At 42.6% G+C, this 15,253-nt stretch carries 17 protein-coding genes, 1 tRNA gene and 1 pseudogene; 9 read left to right on the top strand and 10 right to left on the bottom strand.

Annotated elements, in window-relative coordinates:
• Positions 1 to 105 precede the first annotated feature (105 nt).
• On the top strand, positions 106 to 2,160 hold the full coding sequence (gene helD, locus GOL65_RS04990; protein ID WP_140921156.1) for a DNA helicase IV: 2,055 nt from the start codon (positions 106 to 108) through the stop codon (positions 2,158 to 2,160).
• 42 nt (positions 2,161 to 2,202) lie between these two features.
• Here the strand turns inward: helD and GOL65_RS04985 are convergent, their stop codons facing one another.
• Positions 2,203 to 2,661, bottom strand: a complete 459-nt coding sequence (locus GOL65_RS04985) for a methylglyoxal synthase (RefSeq protein ID WP_140921157.1) — start codon at positions 2,659 to 2,661, stop codon at positions 2,203 to 2,205.
• Between the two features lie 179 nt (positions 2,662 to 2,840).
• On the opposite strand from GOL65_RS04985, the gene GOL65_RS04980 reads away from it, so the two are divergent.
• Positions 2,841 to 3,260: a CoA-binding protein gene (locus tag GOL65_RS04980; protein ID WP_140921183.1), complete on the top strand. Its 420-nt coding sequence runs from the start codon at positions 2,841 to 2,843 to the stop codon at positions 3,258 to 3,260.
• Between the two features lie 157 nt (positions 3,261 to 3,417).
• Positions 3,418 to 3,505, top strand: a tRNA-Ser gene (locus GOL65_RS04975).
• Positions 3,506 to 3,619: 114 nt separating this feature from the next.
• On the opposite strand, the gene GOL65_RS04970 is transcribed toward GOL65_RS04975, so the two are convergent.
• The 9 genes from GOL65_RS04970 to GOL65_RS04930 form a co-directional block, all read right to left on the bottom strand.
• A complete protein-coding gene (locus GOL65_RS04970) occupies positions 3,620 to 4,645 on the bottom strand; it encodes a tyrosine-type recombinase/integrase (protein WP_140921158.1) in 1,026 nt (341 codons plus the stop codon).
• Positions 4,645 to 4,863, bottom strand: a complete 219-nt coding sequence (locus tag GOL65_RS04965; RefSeq protein ID WP_140921159.1) for a DUF4224 domain-containing protein — start codon at positions 4,861 to 4,863, stop codon at positions 4,645 to 4,647. Before GOL65_RS04965 ends, GOL65_RS04970 begins: the two co-directional genes overlap by 1 nt.
• Before the next feature lie 56 nt (positions 4,864 to 4,919).
• Positions 4,920 to 5,090, bottom strand: a complete 171-nt coding sequence (locus tag GOL65_RS04960; RefSeq protein ID WP_179038176.1) for a hypothetical protein — start codon at positions 5,088 to 5,090, stop codon at positions 4,920 to 4,922.
• Entirely contained in the window at positions 5,087 to 5,773 is a 687-nt protein-coding gene (locus GOL65_RS04955) for a lambda exonuclease family protein (RefSeq protein ID WP_140921160.1), read from the bottom strand. Before GOL65_RS04955 ends, GOL65_RS04960 begins: the two co-directional genes overlap by 4 nt.
• Entirely contained in the window at positions 5,770 to 6,717 is a 948-nt protein-coding gene (locus GOL65_RS04950; protein WP_140921161.1) for a recombinase RecT, read from the bottom strand. Before GOL65_RS04950 ends, GOL65_RS04955 begins: the two co-directional genes overlap by 4 nt.
• Positions 6,718 to 6,719: 2 nt before the next feature.
• A complete protein-coding gene (locus GOL65_RS04945; RefSeq protein ID WP_140921162.1) occupies positions 6,720 to 8,186 on the bottom strand; it encodes an exonuclease family protein in 1,467 nt (488 codons plus the stop codon).
• 3 nt (positions 8,187 to 8,189) lie between these two features.
• Positions 8,190 to 8,441, bottom strand: a complete 252-nt coding sequence (locus tag GOL65_RS04940) for a hypothetical protein (protein ID WP_140921163.1) — start codon at positions 8,439 to 8,441, stop codon at positions 8,190 to 8,192.
• A 1,186-nt stretch (positions 8,442 to 9,627) separates the two neighbouring features.
• On the bottom strand, positions 9,628 to 9,816 hold the full coding sequence (locus tag GOL65_RS04935; RefSeq protein ID WP_140921164.1) for a hypothetical protein: 189 nt from the start codon (positions 9,814 to 9,816) through the stop codon (positions 9,628 to 9,630).
• Positions 9,817 to 10,088: 272 nt separating this feature from the next.
• On the bottom strand, positions 10,089 to 10,727 hold the full coding sequence (locus GOL65_RS04930) for a LexA family protein (RefSeq protein ID WP_140921165.1): 639 nt from the start codon (positions 10,725 to 10,727) through the stop codon (positions 10,089 to 10,091).
• Positions 10,728 to 10,835: 108 nt separating this feature from the next.
• On the opposite strand from GOL65_RS04930, the gene GOL65_RS04925 reads away from it, so the two are divergent.
• The 6 genes and pseudogenes from GOL65_RS04925 to GOL65_RS04900 all read left to right on the top strand — a co-directional run.
• Positions 10,836 to 11,045 carry a Cro/CI family transcriptional regulator gene (locus GOL65_RS04925; RefSeq protein ID WP_140921166.1) on the top strand — a complete coding sequence of 70 codons (210 nt, stop codon included), beginning with the start codon at positions 10,836 to 10,838 and terminating at the stop codon, positions 11,043 to 11,045.
• 44 nt (positions 11,046 to 11,089) lie between these two features.
• Entirely contained in the window at positions 11,090 to 11,527 is a 438-nt protein-coding gene (locus GOL65_RS04920) for a toxin YdaT family protein (RefSeq protein ID WP_140921167.1), read from the top strand.
• Positions 11,528 to 11,704: 177 nt separating this feature from the next.
• Positions 11,705 to 12,565: a hypothetical protein gene (locus tag GOL65_RS04915; RefSeq protein WP_140921168.1), complete on the top strand. Its 861-nt coding sequence runs from the start codon at positions 11,705 to 11,707 to the stop codon at positions 12,563 to 12,565.
• On the top strand, positions 12,555 to 13,958 hold the full coding sequence (locus GOL65_RS04910) for a replicative DNA helicase (RefSeq protein ID WP_140921169.1): 1,404 nt from the start codon (positions 12,555 to 12,557) through the stop codon (positions 13,956 to 13,958). The genes GOL65_RS04915 and GOL65_RS04910 overlap by 11 nt, the downstream gene beginning before the upstream one ends.
• Positions 13,959 to 14,192: 234 nt before the next feature.
• Positions 14,193 to 14,612, top strand: coding sequence for a hypothetical protein (locus tag GOL65_RS04905; RefSeq protein ID WP_140921171.1), 420 nt, complete (start codon positions 14,193 to 14,195; stop codon positions 14,610 to 14,612).
• A pseudogene (locus GOL65_RS04900) lies at positions 14,605 to 15,240 on the top strand (phage N-6-adenine-methyltransferase); the annotation flags it as partial. The gene GOL65_RS04905 and the pseudogene GOL65_RS04900, both read left to right, overlap by 8 nt.
• Between the last annotated feature and the right edge of the window lie 13 nt (positions 15,241 to 15,253).

Genomic DNA, 15,253 nt, shown 5'->3' with positions numbered 1-15,253 from the left:
TGATAATTTCAGCATATTTCGCAGTTTCTGGCTGGAGAGCTCGGTGCAATAAAGGGTAAACTGTGATTAGAATTTTTACTGTATAAAACAGGCGCTGTTAATACTATGGAATTGAAATCAACTTCAGTTGGGCAACATTTGGCCCAACATCCCTATAATCGGGTAAAAATGTTGAATGCTGGCGTTGAAGTCAGTGGTCCTAAACACGCCTATACCATCCCTTTTAATCAATTAGTTGCGGTTCGTTGTAAAAGAGGCATTGTCTGGGGGGAATTGGAGTTTGAATTGCCCGGGCAAAAAGTGGTACGTCTTCATGGCACTGAGTGGCAAGATACCCAACGATTCTATCAACACTTGATGAGTGTCTGGCAGAAGTGGGGAGAGGAAATGAGTCTGATTGCTGCTGATATATTGACACAGCAGGCAGAAAAAATTAATGCTCGTTTACGACAAGAACGTTGGCTCACACATGATGATTTATCAGAGATTCAGGATGAAGTCACAATAGCCGTAAGTTCTGTTCCGTTACCCGTTGAGCGTTTAATCGAGTTTGCTAACTGCCAGGCTTGTTATGCCTTTTGTTCAAAATGGTTAACGATGGGCAATCAACTGCTTAATAACAGCAATCGGCATTGGGTTCAAACCATGCTAAAACAGCATCGTCAATTTTTTGACCATATAGAAACTCAACCGCTGAATGAAGCACAATGCAGAGCGGTTATTAGCGGTGAAAAAAATGTTTTGGTTTTGGCTGGAGCAGGCAGTGGTAAAACATCTGTTTTGGTTGCCAGAGCTGGATGGTTGTTATATCGCAAAGAAGCAACCGCCGAGGAAGTGTTGTTATTGGCATTTGGGCGTAATGCTGCTGATGAGATGAATAACCGCATCCAGCAACGTTTGGGGCGAACGGATGTTCAGGCTAAAACATTTCATGCGTTGGCATTATCAATAATTAATCAATGTAGCAAAAAAGTTCCGATTATCAGCAAACTGGAAACGGATACTAAAAGCCGACAAACATTCCTGATTAAGCAATGGCAGTCTGAATGTGCAGAGAAAAAAAGCCAGGCATCAGGTTGGAAGAGCTGGTTGTCTCAAGAGTTAGGGTGGCAGCTGGCTGAGGATGCATTTTGGAAAGACAGTGCGTTATCTGAACGTTTAGCTGTAAGGTTAGATTACTGGCTTGGTCTGATTCGTAATCATGGCGGAAGTCAGGCTGAAATGATTGAGTCTGCGCCAGAAGAGTTGAAGGCAGATTTTCAGAAGAAGATACGCTTATTATCACCATTATTAAAAGCCTGGAAAAAAGCATTAAAAGAAGAAGGGGCGGTAGACTTCCCAGGCTTACTTCATCAAGCAGTTAACTGGATTGAAAAAGGAAAGTTTGTTAGCCCCTGGCGTCACATTTTGGTCGATGAGTTTCAGGATCTCTCACCTCAGCGGGCGGCATTAATTAATGCGCTACGTGCTCAGCAAACGGGTAGCAACCTGTTTGCCGTTGGTGATGACTGGCAATCTATATATCGATTCAGTGGAGCAGAACAGTTATTAACTGCCAACTTTAATCATATTTTCGGTATTGGTGAGCAATGTAATTTGGATTTAACTTATCGCTTTGGTCAGAACATCAGTGATATTACCAGTCATTATATTCAGCAAAATCCAGCCCAGATAAAACGAGATGTCTCCAGTCTGGTTCAGGGGGAAAAACATCCCATCACTATTTTGCCTGATAATCAGTTGGAAGCGTTGTTTGATAAATTGAGTAGTTATGTGAAACAGAGTGAAAGGATTCTTGTTCTGGGACGCTATCATTATTCAAAACCTGTCGTTTTAGCTAAAGCTGCAACTCGATGGCCAAAGTTAAATATTGAATTTATGACAATGCATGCCAGTAAAGGACAACAGGCTGAGTATGTGATTATTACCGGATTACATTCAGGACGAGATGGTTTTCCATCTGTAGAGAGTGGTGCCGTCATTGAACAGGTATTATTGCCACAGACAGAACACTTTCCTTATGCTGAAGAGCGGCGCTTAATGTATGTGGCATTAACCCGTGCTAAACATCAGGTATGGCTCTTACAGAATCCTGAGTCGCCATCGATATTTATCAAACAATTAGCCGATAGTGGCGCAGTAATAAAACGAAAACCTTAAGCCTGCTGTGTAGGTAGCAAAGGCTTAAGGTCTGGTTGAGAATTATTTCAGACGTTCTTGCAGGTATTTTTGATAATCAGGAATATCAATGACTATCTCTTTTTCAAACAACCCTGAACATATCAGCAGATCAGCAGTTGCCCGGTTAGTTGCTACAGGAATATTCCAGACAGTTGCCAGTCGCAATAAGGCTTTTACATCAGGATCGTGAGGGACGGCATTTAGTGGGTCCCAGAAGAAAATTAATACATCAATTTTACCTTCAGAGATCATAGCTCCAATCTGCTGGTCTCCTCCCATAGGGCCGCTAAGCATACTGGAGACAGGAACATTTGCCGTTCTCTGAATCAAGTTTCCGGTAGTACCTGTAGCAAATAGTTTATGTTTAGCCAAAACGGACTTATTGTCTTCAGCCCATTTTAAGAGATACTGCTTACAGTGATCGTGAGCAACCAGTGCAATGTTTTTTTGTATTGAAATTGTTCGTGTTGTTAGTTGCATATGAAACCAAACCTCTATTTAAATAGTTATTCTGTATAGACTACTGAAACTCTGTTTCGGAAAAAAGCGATAATATATAAAAGTATACATCTTATTGATTTTTGCCTTACCTGAACATTGGCCTGGTGGCTAAACTGAGATAAAACAGAAAGAATAATTGCAGGAGTAAGTAAGTGATGATGCAAGAAAGTGAAATAAAAAGCATATTGCAGCAAGTTAATACTATTGCGCTGGTCGGAGCAAGTGATAAGCCAGCAAGAGCCAGCTACGTAGTGATGGCCTATTTGCTATCTCAAGGATATGAGGTTATTCCCGTTAGCCCTAAATTGGCAGGGCAGAGCTTACAGGGGCAAAAAGTTTTTGCCAGTCTAAAAGATATTGATCGCCCTATAGATATGGTGGATGTTTTTCGTAACTCAGAGGCTGCCTATGAAGTTGCGGAACAGGCAATAGCCATTAATGCTAAGGTTTTATGGTTACAGCTGGATGTGATTAATCCCGAAGCTGAAGCGATAGCTCAAAAAGCCGGCCTAAAAGTCGTGATGAATAAGTGTCCGAAGATTGAAATTAAAAAATTGGGTCTGGAGAAGGAATTATAGAGAGCAATCTCTGATAGCACTCGGATAAATTTGAGGGGAATGACGTTTAAATCGACAAAAAACATTGTTTTTGATGTTTTTTCAGCCGAACGATCAAAATAGCTGAATTATCCTCTTTACAAGGCACCTCAAGCTGTTCTATATTTCACGCCGTTGCGGAGGAGTGGCCGAGCGGCTGAAGGCAACGGTCTTGAAAACCGTCGATGGGCAACCATCCGTGAGTTCGAATCTCACCTCCTCCGCCAGAATTATCAACGGGTTAGCTTAGGCTAGCCCGTTTTGCTTTATGGGTGTTGGAAGAGACTTGGAAGATTGACTTGGAAGATTTTCACTTTTTGGCGCTCACTTTAAGTTAACTTTTAATTAACAAATCTATTTTTTTGCTCGGAAATTACAGGTACATCCAATGATGGGGTGACTGCAATTTTCCGGTCATATGTAAGGACTTGTTGTTCTGTTTTATGGCCACTGAATAACTGTTTTTCTTTTGATGAACCTGTGTAATCTGATATTCCTTTGGCCTTTATGTCATGGTAAGTGAACGAAAGAGGGCGACCGAGTTTTTCTGATGCTTGTTGCTTGGCATCAACCCACCAGTTATTTAGCGTTTTTATTGTTAACCGCTCACCAAGTGTATTAACTACGATATAGTCATTACGTGATTTCGGCGGCATAGCTTTTTTTGCTAAATCCAATGCGTTCCTTAAACGCTGTGTCCATGCTTTGATCTGCTTCTTCCCAGTTTTGCCTTGTTGGATATAAAAACCAGCTTCCAGCTCATCTAACCATTTGGCTTTTGCAACATCACCGGCTCTGCTTGCGCATAAATACGCTATTTCCATGGCTACCTTTAACCGGTCACTGGCAAATGAATACACCGCTTCGTATTCCTCATCACTAATATAATAATCTCTCGGTATAACTTTTAGTTTCGATATACCGGCACAGGGATTACCTTTCACATATCCGCGCTCGTATCCCCACCTATATGCACGAGACATGCTGGCCTTTTCATGGTTTGCCTGTGTTTTGCTTTGCAATCCTCTTTGATCCATAAACTGTCTGACATCTTCTGGCCGTATTAAATCCGCCTTCACTTTTCCAAATACGGCCAGTAACTTTTTCTCATGTTTTAAATAATCATCTTGTGTACGTGGGGCAAGCTCCAAATAATATTGGCTCTTAAGAAATAGCGCCCATAATTTAGAAAAGGTCATTATTTTACTTTGACCATTAACTTCTATTTCGTATTTTCTCCATACCTCGGACATCGGCATAGATAGAGGTCCGAGGGTAATAGAAACGTTGTCAGTTGGTTTGTAGTAATAACTGTATTTATTGGCGTATACGCGTTTAGGTAGTTTACTTTTATCGACCGGATTCATTATATAGCCCCGAAATTAGGCCGCTCATCTTGGTATATAACAGTATTGATTTGTCCGTTCAGTACCGCGTTAACATGTGTCCACGTCAATTTAGGTCGACCTTCGGCATCTTTAGCGTATGAAAAGCCATTAGCGGTTAATGCTTCACACTGACATGACTGTTTTTTGAATCCAGTCAGTTCGATGACTTCATCAACTGTTAAAAATTCATTAGCCATGTGGTTATTCCTCATGACCGGCTGACAACGTAACATTGCCAACCGGTATTTTTTGATTATTGATAATCAGGTGCTTTTTTCTCATTCGGTTTGATATCTATGTACCGAGCATTCTCAGGCACCTCAAATTCAAACTCTGAGTAACGTTTGGCTTTAATCTTTATTTTTCCGCCATCAGGACAGATTACGTGCACAGATTCGCCTTTCTTTAACGTCTTATTCATCATGCGCGGTTCCCCCATTGGTCACCGAACTGGAAGCCAAGATCAACGAGGGCTGCGTCCATTGCCTCTATAAATTCCGGCACTTGTTCATCAAATTGCTTCATGAATGATTCATCACGTTCAAAAACGATATGGTGAACGTTTTCGAAACTCATTCGGGGATCGTAGTTGGCGAAATACCAGCGCTCTCTACCAGTTACCCACATTGAAAACTGACATTGAGCTACATATTCGGGTTTAATGTTCCCGTTTAGGCGGAAATCCAGATACGTAGCCGTATTAAAAGGGCATTTAAGTTCAAGACCTGCACCATCACTACAAATTCCATCAGGACTGGCACCACACCGTAGTGATTCATCTTTGTAGAAAAATGGAACTTCTACAACTTCCAGGCCGGTGACAAATTCAAAGGCGTAGCGGGCATCATCTTCATGATCTTTCCCCCACTCTAATGGTTTGGCTGTGATGTCAGGAGATTGCCCAGTACAAATTTCAGCAATAAGGGTTAGCAAGTAAGTTTTCTTTTTTTCACCCCATCCGTTACCGCCACGACCGCTAGCAATAACATTGATAGCATTGCTTGCTGTAATAACGCCTAGTCGTAGGCGTTTCCATGCTTCCGAACCCTGTTCAATATTGTCAACATCTATGCCGGTACGGGCCAGAATAATAGATTTATCTGTCATGCTGCCCCCTGCGTTTTAATGCGCTTTTCAATGAAGCCTATTAACTTTCTCGCTTCTTCCTCTGTCAGATCTGGAATAGAGGTTACACTTCGCCCAATGAGCCGTGGAATTACACCTTCGACGATGCTGGCCTCTGTTTTCCCTGTTTGAGCCATTAAACCGAAAAGGTGATTCAACGATTCATCACTGGCTGGCGTAATATCTTTTGGCTCGGTTCCAGAACGTTCTGCAGCAAAATTAATTCCTTCATCCAGTTCGGTATTCAGATATTCAATAGCATTATCAAGACGGTCACGGCGAGGCCAGTATTTTGCAGCCTGTTTAACGCAGGTTTTTAATACCATTTGCTCTTCATCCGTAGCCCACGGACAAGTTTTAGATTTGTCTTTTATGTATGCCTTCCATGCTACAGACCGGTCACGAATATTAAAAACATCGGCAATACGCATGGTATGAGTGAGAAAATCGCCATCATCTGTTTTTATTACGCTATACACGCCGACCATATCGCCACGCTGCTCGATTTCCGCAAAGCACTCATACTCATGAAGCGGTTCAAGAGTAATACCCATCCGTTTAAATCGGTCAGTACGGCGCACAACATCTGCCTGGCACCATTTAATTGCACCAGTTTGTTGGGCAATGTGCATAAGCCCCATATAGCTGATATCAATACATACCTTGTTATCACGGGGAACCAAGTAAGCAAGTTTGGATGCGGGATTTAGGCTGATTCCAATAGCTGCAATATTAACGATTGCATTGGTTAACGATGCCTGATTACCGGTAGCGATACCGAGTAAATACGGGTTATTTTGCAGAGCTTGTAACGCAAACCCTGATTCACGAGCAAAATTTAATGACTGATCAGATAGAGTTTTTTGGAACTCCCCCGAAAGGGAGAGAACCACATTTTTAACAGTATCAAGTTTAGTGTTAGCCATGATCAGACCTCCATATCATTGGTACCGGCAGCGGAATTTGCGGCACTTAATATGCGGTAGTAATCGATCTTATCGAGGCTGATATCATGCTCATTTGCATATTCATCGATCGCACGTAAAACGATAGAGGTCATCGCTATACATGAATATGAATCGAGGTTATGCCAGTTATTATTGGAGGCAGGTTGAACTGTCCCATACACCGCATAGCCAACACTATTTAGAGTATCCGTTACAGCTTGCTTAGTATCCTCCACTGATGGTTTATCAAGCACAGGCTTGTTGGCAACATCCGGCGTTTCCGGTGGTACCTCATAAACAAAACCTCCCTCTTCAGTTACAAAGTCGTTTTCCACAACAGGCAGATCATCATTGCCTACAACCATATGGTTTTCACAGTTAAGGCCAGTCTTAAAACCAGTAACTGTAAATTTATCACCGACTTTTTTGATCTCAGGAGCTGTAGAAGTAGCGACAGGATTTTTTGATATCCAGTTTGCAATGTATGTGCTGACGGCTAATTGATCATCAGCTACCCCATCAAGAGATAGAATTTCACGAGTTAAACCGTAAATTTGTTCCCGTGTATATGACGTAATGCCGGAGACAGTCCGCAAATTCATTGATATGCGCTTGTATTGAGAATCGGTATTGTCCTTCACCATGTTACGCGCCCGATTAACTTCAATCGGATTAGCAGTTGCCAGATTGCTGCAGACGAGTCCTAGCGCTACATCCATATCAATATCAATATCAGAGTATTTACTTGCTTCGGCTGCTGTAGCCGGTGTTGATGTAGCAAACTTCTGATCACGCTCTGATGGGGGTGTTGATATCCAGCGTTCTGCAAACTGACGAATGACCGGAAACTGAGGAAAAGTAGGTGAGCTGGAATACTTATCCTGAATAGCCTCAACAAGAGATAATAATTTTTCAGGTAATAAATGTTTTGCCGCCTCAATTCCTGTCAAGGCTTGAGTAATAGCGCTGATTTCTGGATTCGCTTCATAGTCATTGATTGCCTCGTGAGCTTCATGTAACTGTTCTTTATCCGGCTCCAGGGCTGCATGACAGAACAAACATAAGGCAGCAACCTTCACATCAAACGCTAACTTATCGAATGACACACCTGATTCAGATTCATTTGCTGAGGTTTCTGGTTCTACTGGCGCAGGTACTGACTCAGGTTTTGGTTCTGGTACCATCCAAACGTTGCCATTTAACTCATAGCGCTCATGGAATGTATTATCGAACACGCCAATTTCAGGGGCTAAAATTCCCTCTGGAACTTCAGTTACAATGGGCTTCTGAAAGTTTTCATATGAGTCAGCATCATAATCTTCAAGAAGCACTCCTGCGCGACTAGCAGCGCGGCTATCACTTGCTGATTCAACCGTAGTAACGAGAATTACAGCACCGTTTTTTTCAGCGGATTTTTTAGGACGAAAGGTACATAAAAAAATGGACATTGGTTATTCCTCATCTAAGTAAAAATCATCGCCGTGGTCGTCGGCGTTTTGTTCATTGATTGCTGTTTCAATAGCATCCGTAAGTAGTAAAACAAGTTGGTCACAGAACTGGTCACGTAAAAAATTCTGCTTATCTCGATGGGCGAGGGCGAGACTTCTTACAGTTCTGTCGTGGGCATCTAACAACGCACTATCGGTAGAAATAATCTCAAGTGCGCGGTCGTAGATTGGGCTTTCATATTTTGGAAAATTCACGCTAACCCCCTGTGACATGTCACAGATAATTAATTGAATATTTCTTTATTTATATAATTTGCGATTTGGCGCTGAGAAGATTCATTGATCTCGACTTCTATCTCTTGGGTTTGAAGAAATAGATAAGTATCGATACTGGACATGTCAATGAAGCTAAAAACCAATACATTACTTGGTAGGGTGTGTGGCGCTTTATTGAGGTACACGTAAAGGGTTTTCTTTACTTTTTTTGGTAGCGATATCATATCGACTCCTGTATATTTAATGGTGATCAATGGCCTTAAGTGGTCATTGGTTATTCCTTAAGTTGGGTGTGGTAACCCAACTAAACTTCCCGGTGATGTTTGGTCGCAAAGCCGGGGGTAATTAGGCCCACTTCGGTGGGCTTTTTTACATCTGTAATTTAGTGCCCTGTATCGTAGGGCTGACGGGTCGTTTTATTCCTCATGATTGGTGTTTACACACCTAAAAGAACACCGATGTAGCGCCAACTACTACGGGTAGATTGGCTTATGAGGCCGTTATCCGCCGATGTTCTTTTAGCTATGTGCCGTGGTAACCGCCACGGCTCGGATTATCACTACATTTCAGCGTTTACCCGTCTTTCCGGGCTGTCTGCTAATCTTCTGATTGCCCCGAATCCCCATTGAAACAGGTCTACAATCGTCCAATACAACCCCCGATAAAGGATGCCCCTACGTGCAAAAACGGTGTTGTGCTGCCGGTGTTATATCCCACCTCCGGCTGGGGCTACATGGCTGCCGGTTACGCTTTCCGGCGTCGCTTACCTGCCTTTCATTCCACAGGACTTACGACCGTTCGCTCATAGTTATTCAGTGCTCCGTATCGTGGAGCTGACGGCCATTTAAGCCTCACGGGGCATTCTTTACGCGGGATATGTGGCGAGACCGCGTTCACTGCCGTGACAGGGAGGGCTACTTGCCGTTCACCTTCTCCAATTCATACCGGTTATTACCGGACGGCCCGAATCGAAACTTGAAATCATTGCCGATTATTTATCCACTCACGGCATTCGTGGTATCCTCTAAGTCCCTACAACTATGAGGAAATATTATGGCTGATATAAAAAGCCCGTTAATGAATCCAGATGGAGCGGCTCATGAGATAGTGGTTGAACTAATCAGAGCTGGACGAATCAGTAGTGAACGCATGGCAAGTGAGGCATTCACTTTGCTTCTAGATCATTATTCTTCTGAGATGACTCGGATAGAGAATAAAGAGCAATAAAAGCATCTCTTACGCGCAGTGCGATTTTATTTGATTGTTCTGCGCTAACTGCACCGCTTGGAAAATGTAGTTTTAACACTTCACATGCTGCCGCTTGCGCGATACCTGGCAGATCTTTAAATTCCATTGTTAAACCCTCATTGTATTTATTTGCCGCTATTTCCCGGCTGTCAGAACTTTACCTATCTACAACCACTCAGTATTTCTATGCCACTGAGAGCTACTTTACCTTTCGGTCGGTATCCTTACCTGGTTGTTGGCGTGCTACTGTGCCTTGATGGAATAAAGTTTAATCATTTAAACATAAAAGTCAATTTTAAGTTTAATATTTTAAATAAAAATTGTTTGAGGTATAAAAAACCGGCACGAGGCCGGTTTGGTAGGAATTGTGTAGAGGTTCTAAATTAGGTCCATCTCAACCCTAACGCAAACTCCTATGATTTCGCAGTTATCATCAAAATCAATTCGTTTAAAATTAGGATTAAGGGGCATTAAGTATATGTTAGGGCCATCTATAACAAGCTTTTTTACCGTTGCTTCATTTGAACCATTTACTCGAGCAACAACAATTCGCCCGTTCGTTGCCTCAATTTGAGGGTCTACTATAACAATTGAGCCGTTGGGTATAGATGTCCCGTGACCGGCTGGACTTGCCATAGAATCACCAGTAACTCTTAACGAAAATGAATATGGCGATACCTTCGCCGTTGTTTCAATCCATTCTGTAAGTTCGGTTAAATGTTCTTCCACAATCTCTTTCCAGTTTCCGGCTTGTACAGAAGATATAAGCGGCACCCTACGCCGCAGGTCTGGGCCCGGTTGGCTATTGCCTTGAGTCTCTTCTATTAATCCGCCCTCAATGAGCCATCTTTCCGATACGCCCAATACCTCTGCAAGAGAAAGTATATATTTTGATGATGGTTCCGTCCCACCGTTAACCCACTGGCTAACAGTTCCTTTAGATGCTTTTGTTGCTTTCATTAAATCTTTACTTTTTAGATTTAACGAAACCATTCGTTGTGCGATTCGATCGCTCATTGTCTCTCTTTTCATAATTTAAATTATTAAACTTTTCTGGTTTTGTTTCTTGATCTTTTGTTGTTTAAATGATTAAACTAAATAAACGAAACTAAACGGAGGCAATCAATGCTTAAACAAGATGTGCTTGATTACTTTGAGTCAACTAATGGGGTTGCCAGAGCCATTGGTAAATCAAAGTCAACAGTAAGCCTGTGGGGGAATGTTATTCCCTGGCAATACGCTTTGTTAATTGAAAAATTAACAAATGGCGCACTGAAATATGATGTTTCTTTTTACCCCGAACAATCAGGAAATGATTTTAACAGTAATAAATAAAATCATCTGATTACCAATAATCGGGATGAGCGACAGGAGACGCTATGAAAATTACACATGATGCAATCAGAGAAGAAATCGAAGCGTGGGCTATTGGAGTAGGGCAAAAGACTATTGTGGCTTTAGTTACCAAAGAGGCCAATAAGTTAGGGCTTTCTGACTTATTACCTCCGTACTCTAACGATATTGAGCTTTACAACAATCGCCAGCAATTTTTCAGGTGGGTACGAAGCAATCACCGATCGGCAGTAGAGAAAGTTTCCCAGCTGTGGCCAGCGATAGAGAAATCATTACCAGGTGAGCGCCGGGCTCGATTAATCGGTGAGGATTTAACTTATCTGGTAGCGGTTGCCAATCGTGAATGTTCGGAGGCAGTAAACGCTGCAATCCTTAATGACCCAAATTTTGAAAAGGAACGAGAGGAAGCAATTAACTCGCTGTTGGCACTACGACCAAATAGACCACAGCGCATGAGTTTGTGAGGAATAACCAATGACCACTATTAAATACAAAAATGGCTTTTTTGTTAATGGGAAGCCGGTATCGACGGAAGGATGGCGTAAGGCGTGGCGCCGTAAACGTAAGGCGATTAATCGATTAAGTCTCATGCGTCAAGCAAGGGCATTTCGCATCCTTTCTGAACGACAGGGGTGGTAATTATGGCCAGTAGCTGGATAAAAGTCGAAGTAATTACGCCGGATAAACCGGAGGTTTTCCAGCTTGCAGAAATACTGAGTATTGACCCTGATGCGGCACTTGGAAAGTTGATCCGTTTATGGGTTTGGGCCGACCAGCAAACAATAGATGGTAACGCAAATTGTAACGGTAACAGCGTTACAGATTCAGAAAACAGTAACGCAAGGCGTAACGCAGTTGTAATCACAAAAAGTGCAATAGATCGCGTCACTTTCGTTAAAGGTTTTGCCGATGCATTAATTTCTGCTGGTTGGCTAATAGTTGAGGGAAATACTCTGGTATTCAAAGATCTTGATAAACACAATGGAGAATCATCGAAAAAACGGGCACTTGGAAGCAATAGATCTGCAAGGTCACGTGAAAGGAAACGCAATAGTAACGCAAATAGTAACGCAGATGGCGTTACGGCAGCGTGTCAAAAAGCGAGTGTAGAGGAAGAGGTAGAGGAAGATATAAATACAATACCTAACGGTATTGGTACATCCGACGATTCGGATGACCCAAAACGTGAGGGTGATAAAAAATCCGAAAGGATAAATTACCAAGCCATTATCGACGCCTATCACGACATCCTGCCAAAAATGCCAGCGATCGTAGTGATGACCGATAAGCGAAAACGGGATATTCGAGGCTTCTGGAAAAAATTCGATTTTAATCACCCCAAGTGGGAAGCCTATCTGGATTATATTTCACAAAACTGTCAGTGGATGACTGAAGACAGGCCAAACGGCAAGGGCGGTTACTGGAAAGCCAAAAATCTTGATTATCTGATAACTGAGCGTTGTTACGTGTCAGTGAAGGAGCGACGCGCAAATGACAAATGATTTACTGGTTCCACCACACAGCAACGATGCTGAACAGGCTGTGCTTGGTGCCCTGATGTTAAACACCGACGACGAGCGTTGCCAGCGGGTTATCGGGATTTTAAAACCTACGGCATTTTACCGGTCACAACATCAGATCATTTACAGAGCAATTCTGAATCTAATCAAGTCACGTATGCCAACTGACCTGATCACTCTGTCAGAGACATTGGGAACTGATTTAGAGCTTGTTGGTGGTTTTGGATATCTCGCGGAAATATGCAGCATGCCAACGTTGGCCAACGTTGTTGAATATGCACGAATCGTCAGAGAAAAGGCTATTCGGCGGTATGCAATGGAAAAGCTGAATATTTGCGCTGAACTGATGATGGCAGAGCAAGGTACAAAATTAGACGATCAGCTAATGGCTATGCAACAAGTTATCTCGTCAGTGATTGATTCTGCAAAGACTGGTAGCCGTGGTGGGTTACGTGAAGTAAGGGACGTACTGGATGACTGGGCGCAAGATGTAGAACGCAGGTTTAGCAGTCCCGATCATGCGGCAGGGTTAACGCTGGGCATTACGGGCATTGACGATATTCTTGCACCAAAACAAGCACTGCGCGGTTCTCTGGTCGTAGTGGGCGCTAGGCCTAAGATGGGTAAAACAGCTACGTATAACGCGATTGCTACGCATTTTGCGCTATCCCACAAATTACCAACCTTACTGTTTAACTTGGAAATGACAGATAGAAGTCTCGTCGAGCGAATGGTGGCTCAAGAGGCTCATGTCAGTTCAAATATTTTCTATACCGGCGCACACGACGATACAGAAATGGCTCGTGCAATGGCAAAAGTTCAAGAATTAATGAACACCAAAATGATGATCGACAGTACGCCAGGTGTTCGCCTTTCCCATATTGAGTATGAGTGCCGGAAGGCTAAGCGAAAATATGGTGCTGTTGGACTTGTCGCAATTGACTACCTGACACTGATGAAGGCAGAGCAGGCGGAACGCCGTGATATTGCATATGGCGATATTACTACCGGCTTAAAGAATCTGGCTAAGGAGCTTGACTGTGTAGTTCTGCTACTGACTCAGTTAAACCGCCAGTTAGAACAACGGGCAGATAAGCGCCCACTCCCCAGTGACAGCAAAGATACAGGAAATATTGAGCAAGATGCTGACGTTTGGATCGGTATCTATCGTGATGCTGTTTACAACGAAAATGCTGATAAAACCTTAGTTGAGTACCTTGTCAGGCTTAACCGTGAAGGTGGTACCGGCACAGCGTACGCACAAATGATTAATGGCTATATCAAAGACATCGACGCATTAGATGCCATGCGTCTGATGGAGGCAAGCAACAAAACAGGAGGACGCAAATACAGAGGTGATATTGACCAATTTTAGGAGCTAGGCAATGACCAATCGACCAGTTGGAAACATTTGTGACTGGCCGGAAATAGAGCAGAGGAAACTGCGGATCGAATTGAGAACTAACCAGCTCATTATCGGTTTGAAACAAGGAAAGATATCGCGCCGGCAAGTTGAAAAAGAACGAGATAGTACCTCAGAAGACTTGAGGGAATATTTCAGAGAGCAGCTAAATAAGTGGCTCAATGTGTACAAAATGAGGAATGACCAATGACCAAATTAAGCAACAAAACGTTATTAAAAATAATGATGAAGGGGCCAAAGTCAGCGCAAGAAATCTGTGATGAGTTAAATAATTCATTTAAATGCAACGATATTAAAACGAACATCGTACGCGACAGATTATATAAATTAGAAAAACGTAATCGTATCAAAATTAAATCGACGTTGGTGAACTCTGACGACTATAAGAACAGATATTGCATATATGAACTTTTAGGTTTCGATGAGGAGTTATTACTGGAGAAAAAAAAGAGACGGACACGTCAAGTTAGACCCACATCCTACAAAGTCAGTGATGATACTCACGTTTATAGCGCGCCGTTTTCCAATAAAGAATTAGCTTTGTGTAGTCGAATTAATGCGTTTGACTCAGCGTTAAATCGTATTCGTGGGGGTATAAATGCTTAACTCTTATAGCGAAGAGCTTTATGCCCAAATGCAACGCCCAACACATTATCTTAAAGATATTGGTGACCAGTGGCGTACTCCTGATGTCTTGTTTTGGGGTATCAATGCTTTATATGGCCCATTAGTTTTAGACCTGTTTACAGACGGTTATAATTCTAAATGCCCTGCATATTACACAGCAGAAGATAACGCACTGACACAAGACTGGTCAGTATGCCTGGCAGAACTCAACGGAGCTGCGTTTGCAAATCCTCCCTATAGTCGCCCTCAAAAAATCGATGGCCAATACATTACTGGCATGACTTATATCATCCGGCACACTTTAAAAATGCGTGAAAAAGGGGGGCGTTACGTCTTTCTGATTAAAGCAGCTACATCTGAAACATGGTGGCCAGAGTCTGCGGATCACATTGCATTTATTCGTGGGCGTGTTGGGTTTGATGTTCCTATGTGGTTTATCCCTGCTGACGATAGTCAGAAACCAAGTAGCGCCGGATTTGCCGCAGCTATTGTTATTTTTGACAAAGAGTGGATAGGGGAAAAGGTCAGCTATATCTCACGGGAAAGGCTGGTAAGCGTAGGGCAGACATTTTTGAAACAAGTCGAATGGTTATCTACCAATTTACTGAATAGAGGGGCTA

The sequence above is a fragment of the Limnobaculum xujianqingii genome, from assembly GCF_013394855.1.
GTDB lineage: Bacteria > Pseudomonadota > Gammaproteobacteria > Enterobacterales > Enterobacteriaceae > Limnobaculum > Limnobaculum xujianqingii.
This window is presented reverse-complemented; position numbering and strand designations above follow the sequence as displayed.